Below are 15,509 nucleotides of genomic sequence, written 5' to 3' on the forward strand. Positions count from 1 at the left end.
TCATGAATACGCCATCCTCAAACGACTTCAGTTTCGTCCGCACAGAGATGATCCCTGAAAAAGAGCCGCCGTTGACGGAAAAGGGTATCATCAAATGGGCACGCGAAAACCTTTTCTCGGGCCCGTTGAACACGATCCTGACATTGGCCTCGCTTTATGTGATTTGGTTCGCAGTAAGCCACGTCTTTCCGTGGTTTGCGAATTCCATTTGGGACGCGGGGTCGCTAACTGAATGTAGAGAAATCCGAGATGCGCGTTTCGGGGAAGGCGTGTCGTCGGCCTGTTTCGCGGTTATTTCGGATCGCTGGCAACAGCTGATTTTCGGTTTCTACCCGAGCTCGGGATACTGGCGGCCGTTGGTGGCATTGTTTGTGTTCCTTGCCGCACTCTACCCGGTCCTGTTCTCTGAATCTTCGAGAAAACTTCTCCTGCTGTCTGCGGCGGCGCCATTTGTGATGTTCATGCTGCTCTGGGGTGGATCAATCTGGACGCCGATTTCGGTCGCCGTTGGATTTGGTGTCGGTGTCGCGGCATACAGGATCGCCCTGCCAATTGTAGGAAACCTTTTTGCGGTCGCTGCGACAGTCATTGCTCCGATCCTCTACTGGCTCTTCATGAGTGGTGTGATTGCGTCGACGCTGCATTTCGTACTTCCAATCGGCTTACCGTTTGTTGAATCGAAAGATTTCGGCGGCTTCACCTTGTCGTTCATCATCGGCATTTCGGGTATCATTCTGTCCCTTCCATTGGGCATCCTGCTCGCGCTTGGGCGTCAGTCGAATATGTTGATCATCAACAAGATTTCGGTGGCGTTTATCGAGGTTATTCGGGGTGTTCCGCTGATTGTGTGGTTGTTCACCGCGTCGCTGCTGCTGAATTACTTCCTGCCCCCCGGAACGAACTTTGACCTCATGTTGCGCGTGATCATCATGGTGACGTTGTTCTCGGCAGCTTATATTGCCGAAGTTGTTCGTGGCGGCCTCGCGGCGCTACCGAGAGGCCAATATGAAGCGGCAGATTCATTGGGACTCGATTATTGGAAGGCCATGCGCCTCATCATCCTGCCACAAGCGTTGAAGATTTCCATTCCCGGCATCGTGAACACCTTCATTGGATTGTTCAAAGATACGACGCTTGTTGTCTTCATCGGTCTTCTTGATCCGATTGGACTGTCCAATGCGATCCGTGCCTCGACCGATTGGAACGGTGTGTATTGGGAACTCTTCGTCTTTATTGGCCTGCTTTTCTTTGTGTGCTGCTTCAGCATGGGCCGCTATTCACTTTACCTGGAGAAGAAGCTCCAGCGTGAACACCGCTAAGGAGACCAGAAATGTCTGAACTCGCAATCGACCGCACTATCGACCGTAGCCAGATGACGGTTTCTGACGAAGTAGCCATTCAGATCAGTGATATGAACAAATGGTATGGCTCGTTCCACGTTCTCCGCGACATCAACCTGACGGTAAACCGCGGCGAACGGATCGTTATTTGCGGACCGTCCGGATCAGGGAAATCGACTTTGATCCGCTGTATCAACCGGCTCGAAGAGCATCAGGCGGGTACGATCATTGTGGATGGGACGGAACTGTCGTCCGATCTCAAGAACATTGATAAAATTCGCTCGGAAGTGGGAATGTGTTTTCAGCACTTCAACTTGTTCCCGCATCTCACCATTCTTGAGAATTGCACTCTCGCTCCGATCTGGGTTCGCAAGACCCCGAAGAAGGAAGCGGAAGAGATCGCGATGCACTACCTTGAGAAGGTCAAGATCCCAGACCAAGCCCTGAAATATCCGGGTCAGCTTTCCGGCGGACAGCAACAGCGGGTTGCAATTGCGCGGTCACTTTGCATGAAGCCTCGGATCATGCTTTTTGATGAGCCAACGTCTGCACTTGATCCGGAAATGATTAAGGAAGTTCTGGATACGATGATCGAGCTCGCCGAAGAGGGCATGACGATGCTCTGCGTAACCCATGAAATGGGGTTTGCAAGGCAGGTTGCCAATCGTGTTATCTTCATGGACCAAGGGCAAATCGTCGAGCAAAACGAACCTGAAGAGTTCTTTGGCAATCCGCAGTCGGATCGAACCAAGCTGTTCTTGAGCCAGATATTGGGTCACTAAACCGCTATAGCTCTTTCGGTATCACGAAGTTAGTTATTGCCCCTGTTTTTGGGGCAATTTCGTTCCAGTTGACGAAATCGAAATTGAAAACCGTGGTCGCGCCGGTCGGGTAATCTGCAAAACGCGCGTGTTTCGCCGGAGTACTTGCCAAAATTTGGGCGGTTAGGGCGATAGTCGGATTGTGCCCGACGATCATGGTGAGGTTGTCTGCCTGTATGGCAACCAGCTTCAAAATTGTCTGAGGGTCGGCGTGATAGAGCTCAGGTTCCGCCGATAATGTTGGCACCTTCGGGAACATGCTGGAAATCAGTTGTGCCGTCTCCGTTGTGCGCAGAGCATCAGAATGGAAGATGGTTCGTGGCTGGTATCCATGTGTGCCGAGCCATGAGCCTATTTTCACAGCCGCTTCTCTTCCACGCGCATTGAGCGGGCGGGCGTGATCTGAAGAAGCGCTGGTGCTCCAATCTGACTTCGCGTGGCGTGACAGTATGAGCGTCTTGTTCATCGGTGGAACTGCCTCATGTGATAAGCTGATTGTTCGGGCAATCGCTTTTCTTGTCCAACGGGGCAGGCGCGCCGCGCTTGGCAGCCGCTTGTCATGCAGGTGCTACCTGAGGGAGAGGAGAGATAGCCATGACAGGCTTGTACATCATAGGACGCGTGCTCTAAGGCTGATACGGGGCAAGCTATCATGCAAGGTTGTTCACAATATGTGCATGGGTTCGATTGCGTCTCGGATGGAATGAACTCGGGAACCGAGATCGCCCCGCGGTAAGAAATGAAGAGCCCTCGTGTTCTATGTACCAACAGACCAACAGGGGACTGCCAGCATTTGCCGGAAGCGAGCGCCCATTGAACAAACGGTGGGTAGCTCGGTCCGTCGCTAGGCATATAGGCCGTTCCACCAAACGCACGGGCAATATCTTCAATTACGCGCCGTGACCACCTGTCGAGAGGATCCGCAGCACCGTCCTGCCATTCTGAGGCTTCTTTGAAAAGTGGCCAAAAACGGGGTTCGTCGGGTGAAATCAGAAGGACAGTTTTGGCATTGTTCGGCATTAGCTGACGCGCGTTCACGATTCCGGAGATGAAGAGCCCCTGTTGCCCTAGAGAGCGTTCAAGGCTCTCAAGCAATTTCATGGGCGCCTTGGGCGTATACTGGGCGCAGTCGAGCGAATGATCGATCCTGCGCCATGTTCCGTGAAAAGCTCCAATAGGCTGGCGTTGGGCAGTCGCCCATCAAGGATCACAACAGCCCGTACGCCGTCTTCGATGGCCTTCAGCGCTGTCTCTGTCTTTGGGATCATACCACCAGAGATTACGCCACTTTTGGTTAGCTCTTTGACCTGTTCGGGGCTCAGCTGGGTCAGAACCTGCCCTGACTCATCTTTCACGCCGGCCACATCTGTCAATAGGAGGAGACGATCTGCTTGCAGGGCGCCGGCAATCGCGCCAGCCGCTGTGTCGCCATTAACGTTGAATGTTTCATTGTCGTTGACGCCCGTCGCAACGGGCGCAACGACAGGAATTATTCCGGCATCGAAGAGGTCCCTCAGGACTTGCACGTTCATCTCGACGGGTTTGCCGACAAAACCCAAATCGGGATCATCTGCCTCGCAAACAAGCAGGTCATCGTCCTTGCCCGATAGCCCGACTGCCCGACCGCCTTGGTCATTGATTGCTTGGACGATCCGTTTGTTGACCAAGCCGGATAGCACCATCTCGACGACCTCAACCGTCGGTTTGTCTGTGACGCGTTTGCCGCGAACGAACTTCGACTCGATCCCAAGTTTGCCGAGCAGATCATTGATCATCGGACCACCGCCATGCACCACGACAGGGTTCACCCCGACTTGCCGCATCAGCACGATATCACGCGCGAAATCTGCCATAGCGGCGTCATCGCCCATTGCATTGCCGCCGAACTTGATCACGACGATCGCGCCTGAATAACGTTGGAGATAGGGTAGCGCTTCGGAAAGGGTTCTCGCCGTTGCGATCCAATCACGATTCATATTCTGTTTCCTCACGTCGGGTCCTCTTGCGCAGATCAGTCGAGACTGGCGATTATTGATCGTAGCGTTTCTATCCCATCACCTTTTTCGGATGATGTCAGGAGAATTTCTGGAAAAGCAGCCGGATGCCGCGTCAGCGCTGCCCGCGTTCTTTCGAGAGAGCTTTCAAGATCGGCCTTTTTCAATTTATCTGTCTTCGTGAGGATCGCTTGGAAAGTTACTGCGGAATGATCCAGCAAGCTCATGATCTCTTCGTCAACGCCCTTTGCGCCATGGCGTGCGTCGATCAGTACGAAGACACGGCGCAACGAAGGACGCCCTGAAAGATACGCTTTCAGCAGCTTCTGCCATTTTTCAACCACTGCTAGGGGCGCGTTGGCGAAACCATAGCCTGGGAGGTCGACAAGGTAGAAATCATCTCCGATCGTGAAAAAGTTGATCTCTTGCGTCCTCCCCGGGGTGTTGGAGGCGCGGGCGAGTGCTTTTCGACCGGTAAGTGCGTTGATCAGGCTGGACTTCCCGACATTGGAACGGCCTGCAAAGCACACTTCCACACGATCGGCTGGTGGCAGGCCTGACATCGCCACGACGCCCTTGAGAAAATCTATTGGCCCCGTGAAGAGCTTTCGTCCGGTCTCTTTGGCGAGGTCATCGGGCGCTTCGCTGATCGGAAATGTCAGTTTCATTGGAGCACCTCTACGCAATCACCAGCGCTTATCTGTCCGGTTTTTATAACTTCGGCATATACACCGAAAACACGCTCGCCCAAAAGCTTGTCCAAAGTCCCGAGCGTATCCAAATCCCGAATTCCGGTTTGCGGATTGGCTTGTGTGTGCGGGCAGCGCACAATAGGCTCACGGATTGCCAATTCAGCACCACCAATGCGAAGTGTTTTGCCAATCCACTCAAGTTCCTCCCAAGGTGAGGTTCCGTCGATCCAGATATTACCGCGCCAACGTTCGGGGGCAACGTTGATGCCCGTGGCATGCTGGACGGCATCATGCGATGCACTTGTCATGATAGAGATCGACGGGAAGTCGGTATCTGTCCATGCCCTTTGGGGGAGGCTTACGATAGAAACAGGTTTGGTCCTTTGTGCATCGTAAAGGGGGATAACCCATTGGATGAAGCGCTCAACGTCCGACTCATCATCAGGATTGAATGAAACGCTGCCAATGTCCTGATGCTGAAGTGTAATGTTGTTCGCTGCTTCATCAAATTCGGCCCAAATGCCCGCAAGACTTGGCGTTCTCGTACCAATCATGAAGTTGCGGCAAGGAACCCATTGGCCTTCGGCGGCTTCGGGGGCTGTGCTTTTGTGCGTGACACCCCAACGGCGATCAAAGGGGAAGGGTCTGTGAGTGGCCAGGAGGGCGCAGGCGACCTGCTCCCTCCCGTGGCTCTTGATCGGGTGCCGCCAGAGGTTGGCGACTGAAAAGGTCACTTCTTGGTTCCCTTTGCGGATGACGTTTTGGTGTCAGCTTCAGCCTTCTTACGCTTGAAGCTCGACGTGATGTTTCCGAATACGTCCGGTTTGTGGCCGTGGCTTCGCATAATCGCGTATTGCTGTAGGAAAGTGATGGTGTTGTTCGCGATCCAGTAGAGAACCAAGCCGCTTGCGAAGCTGCCCAACATGAACATGAAGATCCATGGCATCCATGCGAAGACCATCTTCTGCGTTGGGTCGGTGGGTGCCGGATTCAGCTTTTGCTGCAGCCACATGGAAATCCCGAGTAGGATCGGAAGTACGCCCAGAGAGACGATCGCAAACAGGCTGCCCGGCTCAGGTGTGCCATAGGGCAACAGGCCGAACAGGTTCAGGATCGATGACGGGTCAGGGGCGGAGAGGTCGCGGATCCAGCCAATCCACTCTGCATGGCGCAGTTCGATTGTGACGAAGATAACTTTGTAGAGGGAGAAGAAGATCGGGATCTGAATGAGGATCGGGAGACATCCGGAAGCCGGGTTAACTTTATTCTCTTTATAAAGCTTCATCATGCCTTGCTGAAGCGCCTGCCGGTCGTCCCCCGCGCGTTCCTTGAGCTTCTCCATCTCTGGCTGAAGCTCTTTCATTTTTGCCATGGAGACGTAGGACTTGTAGGCCAGCGGGAGCACGATTGCTTTGATGATGAGGGTGAGTGCGATGATCGACCATCCCATGTTGCCGACGACGCCGTTCAGCCAATGGAGGAGAGAGAAAATCGGCTTGGTGAGGAAGAAGAACCATCCCCAGTCGATCGAGTCGACAAAGCGATCAACGCCTTGCTCATCTTGATAGGTGCGGATGGCTTCCCATTCTTTCGGGCCCACAAACAAGCGCGTCGTGACCTGTACGTCGCTTCCGTTTGCAATCGTCTCAACAGGCATCACTGCCTCGGACTGATAAATCTCACGCGACGCGAAATATTTAGACACTGATCGGAATGGCGTCCCTTGCTCGGGGATCAGCGTGGTCATCCAGTAGTGATCAGTATAGCCAATCCAGCCGCTCTCTGCGACTTCGATGCGTTCGGCTTGAGTGCCATCGTCAGCGCTGACGCCGTAGTCTTCAATATCCTTGTAGGACGTCTCTTCCAACGTGCCATCGGACATACGGACGAGGCCTTCGTGCAAGATGAAGAAGCGCTTGAGGTTATCGGGCAAGGTGTGCCGCCGGATCAAACCGTAGGGTCGGAGCACGACCTCTTCGCCTGACGCGTTGGAGACGGACTGCGTGATCGAGAACATGAACTGGTCGTCGACGTTGATTTCCTTGCGGAAAGTGAGCCCTTGCCCGTTATCCCAAACGAGCACAACGGGGGTTTCCGGTGTGAGCTTGTCGCCGCTCTCAATCGACCAAAGAGTATCGGGATCCGGCACGTTGACACCGTTTCCTGCCCATCCAAAGACAGCGAGATAAGCGTCGTTTTCGCCCTGAGGACGCATGAGCCGAACGGTTTCGGCGTCCTCATCGATCGTCTCGCGGTATTCGGTCAGATAAACGTCATCCAATCGCCCACCTTGTAGGGAAAGTGAGCCTGACAATTCCGGCGTCTCGATCGCGATGCGGGCCGCTTCAACGGTAGCGTCCTCGGTTGGCTGTGCCGGTGCGGTTGTCGTCGACGTGACGCCGACATCTGGCGTTTCGACGCTTTGCGTGGCGTCGCTGGCAACCTCGGTCGTGGTTTCAGGATCGGCAGGAGGCTCCGGTGGGAACAGGATCAGCCAGGTCAAAATAACCATAAAACTGAGGACAGTTGCCTTTAAAAAGTTCTTGTTCTGATCGTCCATGGGAACCAAAAACTCCGTCATTCGGGTAACGGTGGTTCAACAGGGCGGGCTTCTAAAGGTCAAGCGGTTTTCGGGGGAAATGTGCCTTGTTTGCGCAAGAAAACGGTCAATCGGAGGAATTCCGGCTAGGAAACAGCTTTGAGATTGATCCTTGTAGGAGTGGCAATCGTTGCCTGTTGTGCCAGCCAGGTGATGAAGGTTTCCAGTGGCGCAGGTTTGGCAAAAAGATAGCCTTGAAGCACATCGCAGCCAAGCGCGCGCAGTTTATCGGCCTCAGCGACGGTTTCGACCCCCTCTGCGAGGATGTCGAGTTTAAGTTGATTTGCCATTTGCACCATCGTGATGACGATGTTTTCTAGTTCATGTTCCTTATCTATTTCACGCACGAACGAACGGTCGATTTTGACTCTGTTAACGGAAAAGGACCGCAGCGTTGAAATGGAGGCATGACCTGTGCCGAAGTCATCAAGGTCCAGTTGAAATCCGCGCTGGGCCAATTGTGCCAGATTTTGCTCAATCTGCTGCCCCGCGCGACCGGCAATAACCGTTTCGAGGACTTCGAACCGAATCCTGTTGGGTGCGACCGCCATAAGGCGAAGTTGGGCCTCCACACGTTCGATCAGGTTTGAATCGCTTAGGTCTTCTTGCGAGAGGTTGATGGCAACTTGTGGTAAGGCAATGCGTTGCTCATCACAGCGATTGATGAGCGCTGATGCAGCGGCGAGCATGAGGTCAGTGAGGCGGGGGAGGAGGCCGGCTTCTGCGATGACGGGGAGGAATTCGGCGGGGGGAATCAGGCCCTCGACCGGGTGTTGCCAGCGGGCGAGAGCCTCCGCGCCGCAAATTTTTCCGCTTTTGGAAAATATTTGTGGTTGAAAATGCGCGACGATCTCGCCGCGGTCCATTGCGACCTCGATTTCGTGCAGATGGGCGCGGCGGGATGCGGTGCGGATCTTCATCGAACGAGAAAAACTGCGGATCGCTCCGGGGCCATGACGCGCGGCCTCGACGAGTGCGACGGATGCCGCGTGCAACAACGGCTCCCCGCTCGCGCCGGGCAGCCGTGAGGAGAGGCAAAAGCCGACGGAGGCGCTGAGTCGGATTGACCCTGCTGTAGTGGTTTGAACCGGTTCGCGCATCAGCGCCTGCAGCCGCGTGGCGAGTTGCAGCGCAGAACGGAGATGCATGTTGTGGCATGGCGCCGTACCCAGCGCGAATGTGTAGCCGTCAAGCCGCGTCAATGCATCGTCGCGCCGGACGCCGCGCCTGAGCTTGCGCGCCACGGCGTTAAAGAGAGCCTCCCGCGCAGGGTGATCGAGCCGCTCTTCGAGAAAATCGGGCGCATCGACGCGGATGAGAAGGACGAGGCAATTACGGCCATTTGCCTCCCCCCGCGCGATGGCCTGATCAATCTGCCGCACGAACGCTGCGCGGCCCGCGGGGGCGGGCCGGAAATGGTGCAGGACCGGCGGCGCGACCCTGCGGGCAAGCGCGTAGGCGGGCACCACCAAACCGGCCGCAACGAGCGGCGGCAACAGCGGCGCGGAGAGCGCGCCGACGCCAAGCGCGGCAACCAACGCGAGCCGGCTGACGGGAGTTCCACGAGGAGGAAAGCGCAGGTGCATGGCGGGCCCAAAGTTGAGGTTTCAGGGCCATACCTTAAGCAGCGAACATCGCCTGAAGGTTAACGCAGGAGCGGAATTTCCTGCGATTTTTCGGAATTTTCGAGCGATTCCGCGCGGCGTTCCAATCCAACGAAATCAAAGATCTTTGGATCGAGCAGATGTGAGGGGCGGGTGTTCATCAGGGCGCGGAACATCTTTTGCCGCCGCCCGGGGGCGCTCTTCTCCCAGCCGTCGAGGATGGCTTTGACCTGTTGGCGCTGGAGGCCGTCCTGCGATCCGCAAAGATCACATGGAATAATCGGATAGTTCATCGCCCGCGCGAAACGTTCGCAGTCGTCTTCGGCCACATGGGCAAGTGGGCGGTAGACGAAAAGATCGCCCTCTTCATTGACCAGTTTCGGCGGCATGGTCGCCAGCCGCGAGCCGTGGAAAAGGTTCATGAAAAAGGTTTCAAGGATGTCGTCGCGATGGTGGCCCAACACGACGGCGGTGCAGCCTTCCTCACGCGCGAGGCGGTAGAGATTGCCGCGCCTCAGACGCGAGCAAAGGGCGCAATATGTGCGGCCTTGCGGCACCTTATCGACGACAATGGAATAGGTGTCCTGATACTCGATACGGTGCGGAACGCCCATCTTTTCAAGGAATTCGGGCAGCACGGTGGACGGGAACCCGGGCTGGCCCTGATCGAGATTGCAGGCGAGCAAGTCAACGGGCAGAAGGCCGCGCCATTGTAGCTCGTGCAGCACGGCCAGAAGGGTGTAACTGTCCTTGCCGCCTGAAAGGCAGACGAGCCATTTGCCGCCCTTTTCGATCATGCCATATTGCTCGATCGCTTCGCGTGTGTATTGCACGATGCGTTTGCGCAGCTTCTTGAATTCGGTGCTCTTGGGAGCGCCGTGAAACAAGGGATGGATATCGTCCAGATCATCAAGCATAGCGGGGCTTTAGTGGGAATCCCCCCTTCAGGCAAGGGCGCGTTAATGATTGTGCAGGGGCAGAAAAAGCCAATGCACAAGTGATGCACAACTGATGCACAACTTATGCATATCGCACCTGCAGAAAGTTTCTGCGGGGTTAATCTTACAGGCGCGTTCGGTGGGGAAACCGATCCAAAACCTCTCACGCAGCGTAGAAGAGGAAACACTTGACCGGAGGGTTCCCCCATGCGCCGTGCCATTCTTGCCCTGACCGCCTTGATCGGGCTTGCCGCCTGTACGGGGAAGCCGTCTTTTGACGATCCGGTCATTTCGGACCGCGAGCTGGAATTGCATGAGTATTTTGCCGGTCACACGGTGGCCTATGGGCAATTTCAGGATGTGCTTGGAACGGTGCGCCGCAGCTTCAAGGTTGATATCCACGGGGACTGGGACGGCGAGCGACTGATCCTCACCGAGGACTTTGTTTATGAGGATGGAGCGACCGAGCAGCGGGTTTGGGCGCTGGTTCAGACGGGGCCTGAAACATGGGAAGGCACGGCAGCCGGTGTGACGGGCAAGGCCACGGGCATTGAGGATGGAAACCGCTTTAACTGGCGGTACGAGATTGATCTGCCGATCCCGTCTGCCGATGGAACGGTCGAGACGATGCGCGTGAGTTTTGACGACTGGATGTGGCTCTTGGAGGACGGGCGGCTATTCAACCGCGCCTACATGAAGCGTTATGGCGTCGATATCGGCGATGTCAGCATCATGTTCGAGAAGCGCGGGTAAGGGCGGGCCTAGTCCGGCACGTTGTCGATGCCGGAACCGCCCCAAGGGTGACAGCGGGCGATGCGGCGGGCGGCGAGATAGCTGCCCTTGAACGCGCCATGCTTTTCAAGCGCTTCGAGCGCGTAGGCCGAGCAGGTCGGGTGATAGCGGCAACCATGACCGACCCAAGGTGAGAGGGTCACGCGGTAGGCGCGTACCGGCAAAGAGACGATCCAAGCCAGCGGGCTCATTTATGCACCTTGCGCAAGGCGCGGCGGAGATCATCCATCAGCGCGTTGAAGTCACGCGCGGCTGTCGCCTGATTGCGGCCAACAAGCACATAATCAAAGCCCGCTTGGGCATCCGTGGGCAGGATATGGCGGGCCGCTTCGCGGAGGCGGCGCTTGGCACGATTGCGGGCCACGGCATTGCCGACTTTCTTGGAGCAGGTGAAGCCAACGCGCGGCGGCGCGTCATCGCCCCTATCAAAGGCTTGTAGGTGCAGGCCCGGCATGGCCTGACGGCGACCACGCGCGGCACGCACGAAATCGGCGCGCTTGAGCAGCACTTCGGGCAGACGGTTGCGTACAGCAACGAAAACCGCCGCAGGCTGCGCCTCGGCGGTTTTTGAAGATATCCTGTCCGGCGGTGTCATATGACCCCGCGCAACGCTTACGCGCTGAGCGATTTCCGGCCACGCGCACGACGCGCGTTCAGGATTTTGCGGCCGGCTTTAGTCGCCATGCGCGCACGGAAACCGTGGCGGTTTTTGCGCACCCGGTTCGAGGGTTGGAACGTGCGTTTCATCGCGTTCTCTCCGTAACCTTGGGGCCGACCCATAAGGATTCGAGGCCCGATAACATTCGAAGCCCTGCCTTTAGAGGCGGGCGGTGCAGGTGTCAACGGTTGCAAGGCGGAAAAGGCGGAAGAATTTCGCCAGTTGCGGCAGGACCATCGTGCTGCGGGGAAATGTTACAGAAACCGGCGCGAAAAGGCAAAAGCATCACTGCGGATCAACCGCGCGTGAGGTGGCTAGGCAAGGGCGGCCGGAAGGGGCATCTAGGGAAGGAAACCGATGTGATAAGGACGCGGCATGCAGGAACAGGCAAAGAGCAAGGCAGGGTGGGCGACGCGGTTGCCGATCTTGGTGATTGCGGTCGTGGCGGTGCTGGGTGCGGTTTTCCTCAAGGATTCGCTAGGGTTCGAGGCGTTGGCGGCGCATCGTGAAGCGCTGTTGGCCTATCGGGATGCCTATTACGGTGCGGCGGTGGTGCTGTTTGTGCTGGCTTACGCGGGGATCGTCACGCTCTCATTGCCCGGGGCGACGGTGGCGACGCTGACCGGCGGCTTTCTCTTTGGCACATTCCCGGGTGTGGTGTTCAACGTCACGGGTGCGACGCTCGGCGCGATCGGGATCTTTCTGGCGGCGAAGGCGGGATTCGGTGAGCGGTTGGCGGCGCGGATGGATGCCAGCGCGGGCGCGGTGGCGCGGATCAAGCGGGGGATCGACGAGAATCAGTGGTCGGTGCTGTTTTTAATGCGGCTGGTGCCAGCGGTGCCGTTCTTTGTCGCGAATCTGTTGCCCGCTTTGGTGGGCGTGCCGCTGGGGCGATATGTGGTGACGACATTTTTCGGCATTTTGCCGGGGGCACTGGTCTACACCTCGGTGGGGGCTGGATTGGGCGCGGTGTTCGCGCGGGGTGAAACGCCCGATCTGGGGATTATCTTTGAGCCACAAATCCTGTTGCCGCTCCTTGGCCTGTGTGCACTGGCGGCGCTGCCGATGGTGCTGAAGGCGCTGCGCAAGGGGCCGGTGGCGGAAGAACAAGGGAGCCAATGATGGCAGAAGAATTGAAGCCCGATCTGTGCATCATCGGCGCGGGTTCTGGCGGGCTGTCGCTGGCGGCGGGCGCGGTGCAGATGGGGGCCAGTGTTGTCCTCATCGAAGGCCATAAGATGGGGGGCGATTGCCTGAACTATGGTTGCGTTCCCTCCAAAGCGCTACTCGGCGCGGGGCGAATGGTGCCGCCGCTCTCTTACGCTGACGCACAGGCGCATGTGCGGGCGACGATTGAGAAGATCGAACCGCATGATAGCCAAGACCGGTTTGAAGGGCTCGGCGTGACGGTGCTGCGCGACTGGGCGCGCTTTACCTCGCCGCGGACCGTGGAAGCCGGTGGCCGGACGATCCGCGCGCGCCGATTTGTAATCGCCACGGGATCGAGGCCGTTTGTGCCGCCAATCGACGGATTGGAGGATGTGCCTTACCTGACCAATGAGACGATCTTTGATCTCGCAGAAAAGCCCGACCACCTGATCATTATCGGAGGGGGGCCGATTGGCATGGAAATGGCGCAGGCGCATCGCCAATTGGGCTGCGAAGTGACGGTGATTGAAGGGGCGAAGGCGCTGGGCCGTGATGACCCCGACATGGCCGAGATCGTGGTGCAGCACCTGCGGGGGCAGGGAATCACGCTGCATGAAAACACCAGCGCGCAGGCGGTGACGCGCAGCGCTGATGGCAAGATCACCGTGGAAACGGGCCAAGGACCGATCACTGGAAGCCATTTGCTGATTGCCGTGGGGCGGAAAGTGAACCTCGCGCAGCTGGATTTGGACACGGCAGGTGTGGAGCATACTGGCAAGGGGGTGACGGTAGGTGCCAATCTGCGGTCGGTGAGTAATCGGCGGGTCTACGCGATTGGCGATGCAGCGGGCGGGCTGCATTTTACCCATGTGGCGGGCTATCACGCGGGCGTTGTGATCCGCTCCATCCTGCTCGGCCTCCCCGCAAAAGCGCGGACGGATCACATTCCTTGGGTGACTTACACCGAACCGGAACTGGCGCATGTTGGAATGAGCGAGGCGGATGCGCGAGCGAAATACGGCGGTGCGGTCGAGGTGATTACACAGCCCTTCGCGGGTATGGATCGCGCCATTGCCACCGGCCAGACGGAAGGGCTTGCCAAGGTGATCGTCCACCAGGGGCGCCCCGTTGGCGCGACCATCGCGGGGCCGCAGGCGGGCGAGTTGATTGGCATTTGGGCGCTCGCCATCGCGAATAGCTTGAAAATCTCGGCGGTTGCGAACACGGTGCTTCCATACCCCAGTCTCGGCGAGATTAACAAACGCTTGGCTGGGAGCTACTTTAGCCCGCGGCTCTTTGAGAGCGCGATGGTAAAAAGGGTGGTCAGGACGGTGCAGCGCTTCCTTCCCTGATTGCCCTGCTGGGAGGGACGATGCTGAACACGCTCTCGGGGCGGTTCCTGATCTTGACGACGGTCTTCGTGATGTTGGCCGAAGTGCTGATCTTTGTTCCCTCGGTGGCGCGGTTTCGGGAGGATTACCTGCTGCTGCGACTGGAGCGGGCGCAGATTGCGGCGCTGTCGCTTTTGGCGGATGACATGATTTCGCCCGATCTGGAGCAGGAGTTGCTGAAAACGGCGGGCGTGTTCAACGTGGTGCTGCGGCGGGATGCGGTGCGGCAGTTGATGCTTTCATCTGAATTGCCGGGGCAGGTGTCTGAAACCTTTGACCTGCGTGACCCGGGCGCGCTGGTGCTGATCCGCGACGCACTGCGGACGCTGTTTTCGAGTGATGAGACGGTGATCCGCGTGGTTGGCAAGCCGGTGCAGCAGGCCGGCGAATTGATCGAAGTGACGATGGAAGAAGCGCCATTGCGCCGCGCGATGCTGGATTACGGGTTCAATATCCTGATCCTATCGGCGGTGATCTCGGTGATAACGGCGTTCCTTTTGTTCCTGTCGGTGCGAATATTCTTGATGAAGCCGATCAAGGGTGTGGTGCGCCATATCCAGACCTATGCGAAGGCACCGGAGGATGCGCGGACGATCATCACGCCAAAGGCGGGCATTCGTGAATTACGCGAGGCCGAGCAAGCCCTTCAAAGTATGCAGCAGGAGCTAACGCAAGCGTTGCGCCAGCGAGAGCGATTGGCGCAGCTGGGCGAGGGGGTGGCAAAGGTGAGCCACGATCTGCGCAATATCCTGACGACGGCGCAGCTATTCACCGACCGGATGGAGGGATCGGACGACCCGATGGTGCAGCGGCTCGCGCCGAAGTTGGTGGGCTCGATCAACCGCGCGGTCAACCTGTGCGAGACGACCTTGGCCTTTGGGCGGGCCACGGAGCCACCGCCGCGCCTTGGCCGGTTCAACCTTGCGGATCTGGTGGGCGACGTGATCGAGGCCGAGCGGCTGGCGGCGGCGGAAGTTCCGCTGTCATTCTCGGAGGATGTGCCTGCGCCGATGGTTGTGCGGGCTGATGCCGAGCAGTTGCATCGGGTCTTGATGAATTTGGTACGCAACGCGCGGCAGGCGATTGCGGCAACCGGCAAGGCGGGTGAGATTTGCGTTCATGCCGAGGAGGACGATACGGCCTGGTGGCTCTTTGTGCGGGATACCGGCCCAGGGCTGCCGCCGCGGGCGAAGGATTTTCTGTTTCGGCCATTCCAAGGGGGGACGCGCAAGGGCGGTGCCGGTTTGGGGCTGGTGATCGCGGCGGAATTGGTGCGCGGCCACGGCGGGCGGCTGGAACTGCGTAAGAGCGACGCAGAGGGGACCGAGTTTGCCATTTGCCTGCCGAAATCGGAGGTTCTGACCAAGGAATTGGCGGAAGAGTGAAATTCTGAACTTTGCCCCTTGCAATGGGCGACGTGGGTGGGTAAATCCGCCCCACTCTCCGCGGACTGGTAGCTCAGTTGGATAGAGTACTTGACTACGAATCAAGGGGTCGGGGGTTCGAATCCTCCCCAGTCCGCCACTTACTT

At 57.7% G+C, this 15,509-nt stretch carries 16 protein-coding genes and 1 tRNA gene; 7 read left to right on the top strand and 10 right to left on the bottom strand.

All coding sequences use genetic code 11. The features are described from left to right. Positions 1 to 2: 2 nt before the first annotated feature. Positions 3 to 1,319: an amino acid ABC transporter permease gene (locus tag AB1E42_RS03045; RefSeq protein WP_368345527.1), complete on the top strand. Its 1,317-nt coding sequence runs from the start codon at positions 3 to 5 to the stop codon at positions 1,317 to 1,319. Positions 1,320 to 1,330: 11 nt separating this feature from the next. After that, positions 1,331 to 2,122 (top strand): amino acid ABC transporter ATP-binding protein, encoded by a 792-nt coding sequence (locus tag AB1E42_RS03050; RefSeq protein ID WP_368345528.1) that lies wholly within the window; start codon positions 1,331 to 1,333, stop codon positions 2,120 to 2,122. 4 nt (positions 2,123 to 2,126) lie between these two features. Here the strand turns inward: AB1E42_RS03050 and AB1E42_RS03055 are convergent, their stop codons facing one another. From AB1E42_RS03055 to ttcA, 7 genes are all read right to left on the bottom strand, one after another. Beyond that, positions 2,127 to 2,627 (bottom strand): histidine phosphatase family protein, encoded by a 501-nt coding sequence (locus AB1E42_RS03055; RefSeq protein ID WP_368345529.1) that lies wholly within the window; start codon positions 2,625 to 2,627, stop codon positions 2,127 to 2,129. A 631-nt stretch (positions 2,628 to 3,258) separates the two neighbouring features. Continuing rightward, entirely contained in the window at positions 3,259 to 4,137 is an 879-nt protein-coding gene (gene argB, locus AB1E42_RS03060; RefSeq protein WP_368345530.1) for an acetylglutamate kinase, read from the bottom strand. A gap of 35 nt (positions 4,138 to 4,172) precedes the next feature. Then, the gene (gene yihA / locus AB1E42_RS03065; protein WP_368345531.1) at positions 4,173 to 4,823 is read right to left on the bottom strand and encodes a ribosome biogenesis GTP-binding protein YihA/YsxC; all 651 of its coding nucleotides are present in this window, start codon (positions 4,821 to 4,823) and stop codon (positions 4,173 to 4,175) included. Beyond that, the gene (locus AB1E42_RS03070) at positions 4,820 to 5,581 is read right to left on the bottom strand and encodes an MOSC domain-containing protein (protein WP_368345532.1); all 762 of its coding nucleotides are present in this window, start codon (positions 5,579 to 5,581) and stop codon (positions 4,820 to 4,822) included. The genes yihA and AB1E42_RS03070 overlap by 4 nt, the downstream gene beginning before the upstream one ends. Continuing rightward, on the bottom strand, positions 5,578 to 7,407 hold the full coding sequence (yidC, locus tag AB1E42_RS03075; RefSeq protein WP_368345533.1) for a membrane protein insertase YidC: 1,830 nt from the start codon (positions 7,405 to 7,407) through the stop codon (positions 5,578 to 5,580). The genes AB1E42_RS03070 and yidC overlap by 4 nt, the downstream gene beginning before the upstream one ends. A gap of 125 nt (positions 7,408 to 7,532) precedes the next feature. Then, a complete protein-coding gene (locus tag AB1E42_RS03080; protein WP_368345534.1) occupies positions 7,533 to 9,032 on the bottom strand; it encodes a putative bifunctional diguanylate cyclase/phosphodiesterase in 1,500 nt (499 codons plus the stop codon). A 59-nt stretch (positions 9,033 to 9,091) separates the two neighbouring features. Further along, on the bottom strand, positions 9,092 to 9,967 hold the full coding sequence (gene ttcA / locus AB1E42_RS03085; RefSeq protein WP_368345535.1) for a tRNA 2-thiocytidine(32) synthetase TtcA: 876 nt from the start codon (positions 9,965 to 9,967) through the stop codon (positions 9,092 to 9,094). A 228-nt stretch (positions 9,968 to 10,195) separates the two neighbouring features. On the opposite strand from ttcA, the gene AB1E42_RS03090 reads away from it, so the two are divergent. Next, a complete protein-coding gene (locus AB1E42_RS03090) occupies positions 10,196 to 10,741 on the top strand; it encodes a DUF3833 family protein (protein ID WP_368345536.1) in 546 nt (181 codons plus the stop codon). An 8-nt stretch (positions 10,742 to 10,749) separates the two neighbouring features. Here AB1E42_RS03090 and yidD read toward each other — a convergent pair whose 3' ends face one another. From yidD to rpmH, 3 genes are read right to left on the bottom strand one after another with little or no spacing between them, the layout of a single operon-like run. After that, a complete protein-coding gene (gene yidD / locus AB1E42_RS03095; protein WP_368345537.1) occupies positions 10,750 to 10,971 on the bottom strand; it encodes a membrane protein insertion efficiency factor YidD in 222 nt (73 codons plus the stop codon). Continuing rightward, positions 10,968 to 11,375 (bottom strand): ribonuclease P protein component, encoded by a 408-nt coding sequence (rnpA, locus tag AB1E42_RS03100; protein WP_368345538.1) that lies wholly within the window; start codon positions 11,373 to 11,375, stop codon positions 10,968 to 10,970. Before rnpA ends, yidD begins: the two co-directional genes overlap by 4 nt. Before the next feature lie 17 nt (positions 11,376 to 11,392). Next, entirely contained in the window at positions 11,393 to 11,527 is a 135-nt protein-coding gene (rpmH, locus tag AB1E42_RS03105) for a 50S ribosomal protein L34 (protein WP_026757035.1), read from the bottom strand. A gap of 286 nt (positions 11,528 to 11,813) precedes the next feature. On the opposite strand from rpmH, the gene AB1E42_RS03110 reads away from it, so the two are divergent. From AB1E42_RS03110 to AB1E42_RS03125, 4 genes are all read left to right on the top strand, one after another. After that, positions 11,814 to 12,560: a TVP38/TMEM64 family protein gene (locus AB1E42_RS03110; RefSeq protein WP_368345539.1), complete on the top strand. Its 747-nt coding sequence runs from the start codon at positions 11,814 to 11,816 to the stop codon at positions 12,558 to 12,560. After that, complete coding sequence (locus tag AB1E42_RS03115) at positions 12,560 to 13,939, top strand: NAD(P)/FAD-dependent oxidoreductase (RefSeq protein ID WP_368345540.1); 1,380 nt, start codon at positions 12,560 to 12,562, stop codon at positions 13,937 to 13,939. Before AB1E42_RS03110 ends, AB1E42_RS03115 begins: the two co-directional genes overlap by 1 nt. Before the next feature lie 20 nt (positions 13,940 to 13,959). Beyond that, positions 13,960 to 15,363, top strand: a complete 1,404-nt coding sequence (locus tag AB1E42_RS03120; protein ID WP_368345541.1) for a sensor histidine kinase — start codon at positions 13,960 to 13,962, stop codon at positions 15,361 to 15,363. Positions 15,364 to 15,425: 62 nt separating this feature from the next. Then, positions 15,426 to 15,502: transfer RNA gene (locus AB1E42_RS03125), tRNA-Arg, on the top strand. Positions 15,503 to 15,509 lie beyond the last annotated feature (7 nt).

Source organism: Pelagovum sp. HNIBRBA483 (assembly GCF_040931995.1).
Classification (GTDB): Bacteria; Pseudomonadota; Alphaproteobacteria; order Rhodobacterales; family Rhodobacteraceae; genus JAEPMR01.

Bases quoted from the DNA above. Each gene is read 5' to 3' on its own strand.
- argB (WP_368345530.1), bottom strand. From the start codon at position 4,137: ATGAATCGTGATTGGATCGCAACGGCGAGAACCCTTTCCGAAGCGCTA.
- AB1E42_RS03115 (WP_368345540.1), top strand. From the start codon at position 12,560: ATGGCAGAAGAATTGAAGCCCGATCTGTGCATCATCGGCGCGGGTTCT.
- AB1E42_RS03050 (WP_368345528.1), top strand. From the start codon at position 1,331: ATGTCTGAACTCGCAATCGACCGCACTATCGACCGTAGCCAGATGACG.
- AB1E42_RS03090 (WP_368345536.1), top strand. From the start codon at position 10,196: ATGCGCCGTGCCATTCTTGCCCTGACCGCCTTGATCGGGCTTGCCGCC.
- ttcA (WP_368345535.1), bottom strand. From the start codon at position 9,967: ATGCTTGATGATCTGGACGATATCCATCCCTTGTTTCACGGCGCTCCC.
- yidD (WP_368345537.1), bottom strand. From the start codon at position 10,971: ATGAGCCCGCTGGCTTGGATCGTCTCTTTGCCGGTACGCGCCTACCGC.
- yidC (WP_368345533.1), bottom strand. From the start codon at position 7,407: ATGGACGATCAGAACAAGAACTTTTTAAAGGCAACTGTCCTCAGTTTT.
- AB1E42_RS03080 (WP_368345534.1), bottom strand. From the start codon at position 9,032: ATGCACCTGCGCTTTCCTCCTCGTGGAACTCCCGTCAGCCGGCTCGCG.
- rnpA (WP_368345538.1), bottom strand. From the start codon at position 11,375: ATGACACCGCCGGACAGGATATCTTCAAAAACCGCCGAGGCGCAGCCT.
- rpmH (WP_026757035.1), bottom strand. From the start codon at position 11,527: ATGAAACGCACGTTCCAACCCTCGAACCGGGTGCGCAAAAACCGCCAC.
- AB1E42_RS03110 (WP_368345539.1), top strand. From the start codon at position 11,814: ATGCAGGAACAGGCAAAGAGCAAGGCAGGGTGGGCGACGCGGTTGCCG.
- AB1E42_RS03055 (WP_368345529.1), bottom strand. From the start codon at position 2,627: ATGAACAAGACGCTCATACTGTCACGCCACGCGAAGTCAGATTGGAGC.
- yihA (WP_368345531.1), bottom strand. From the start codon at position 4,823: ATGAAACTGACATTTCCGATCAGCGAAGCGCCCGATGACCTCGCCAAA.
- AB1E42_RS03045 (WP_368345527.1), top strand. From the start codon at position 3: ATGAATACGCCATCCTCAAACGACTTCAGTTTCGTCCGCACAGAGATG.
- AB1E42_RS03120 (WP_368345541.1), top strand. From the start codon at position 13,960: ATGCTGAACACGCTCTCGGGGCGGTTCCTGATCTTGACGACGGTCTTC.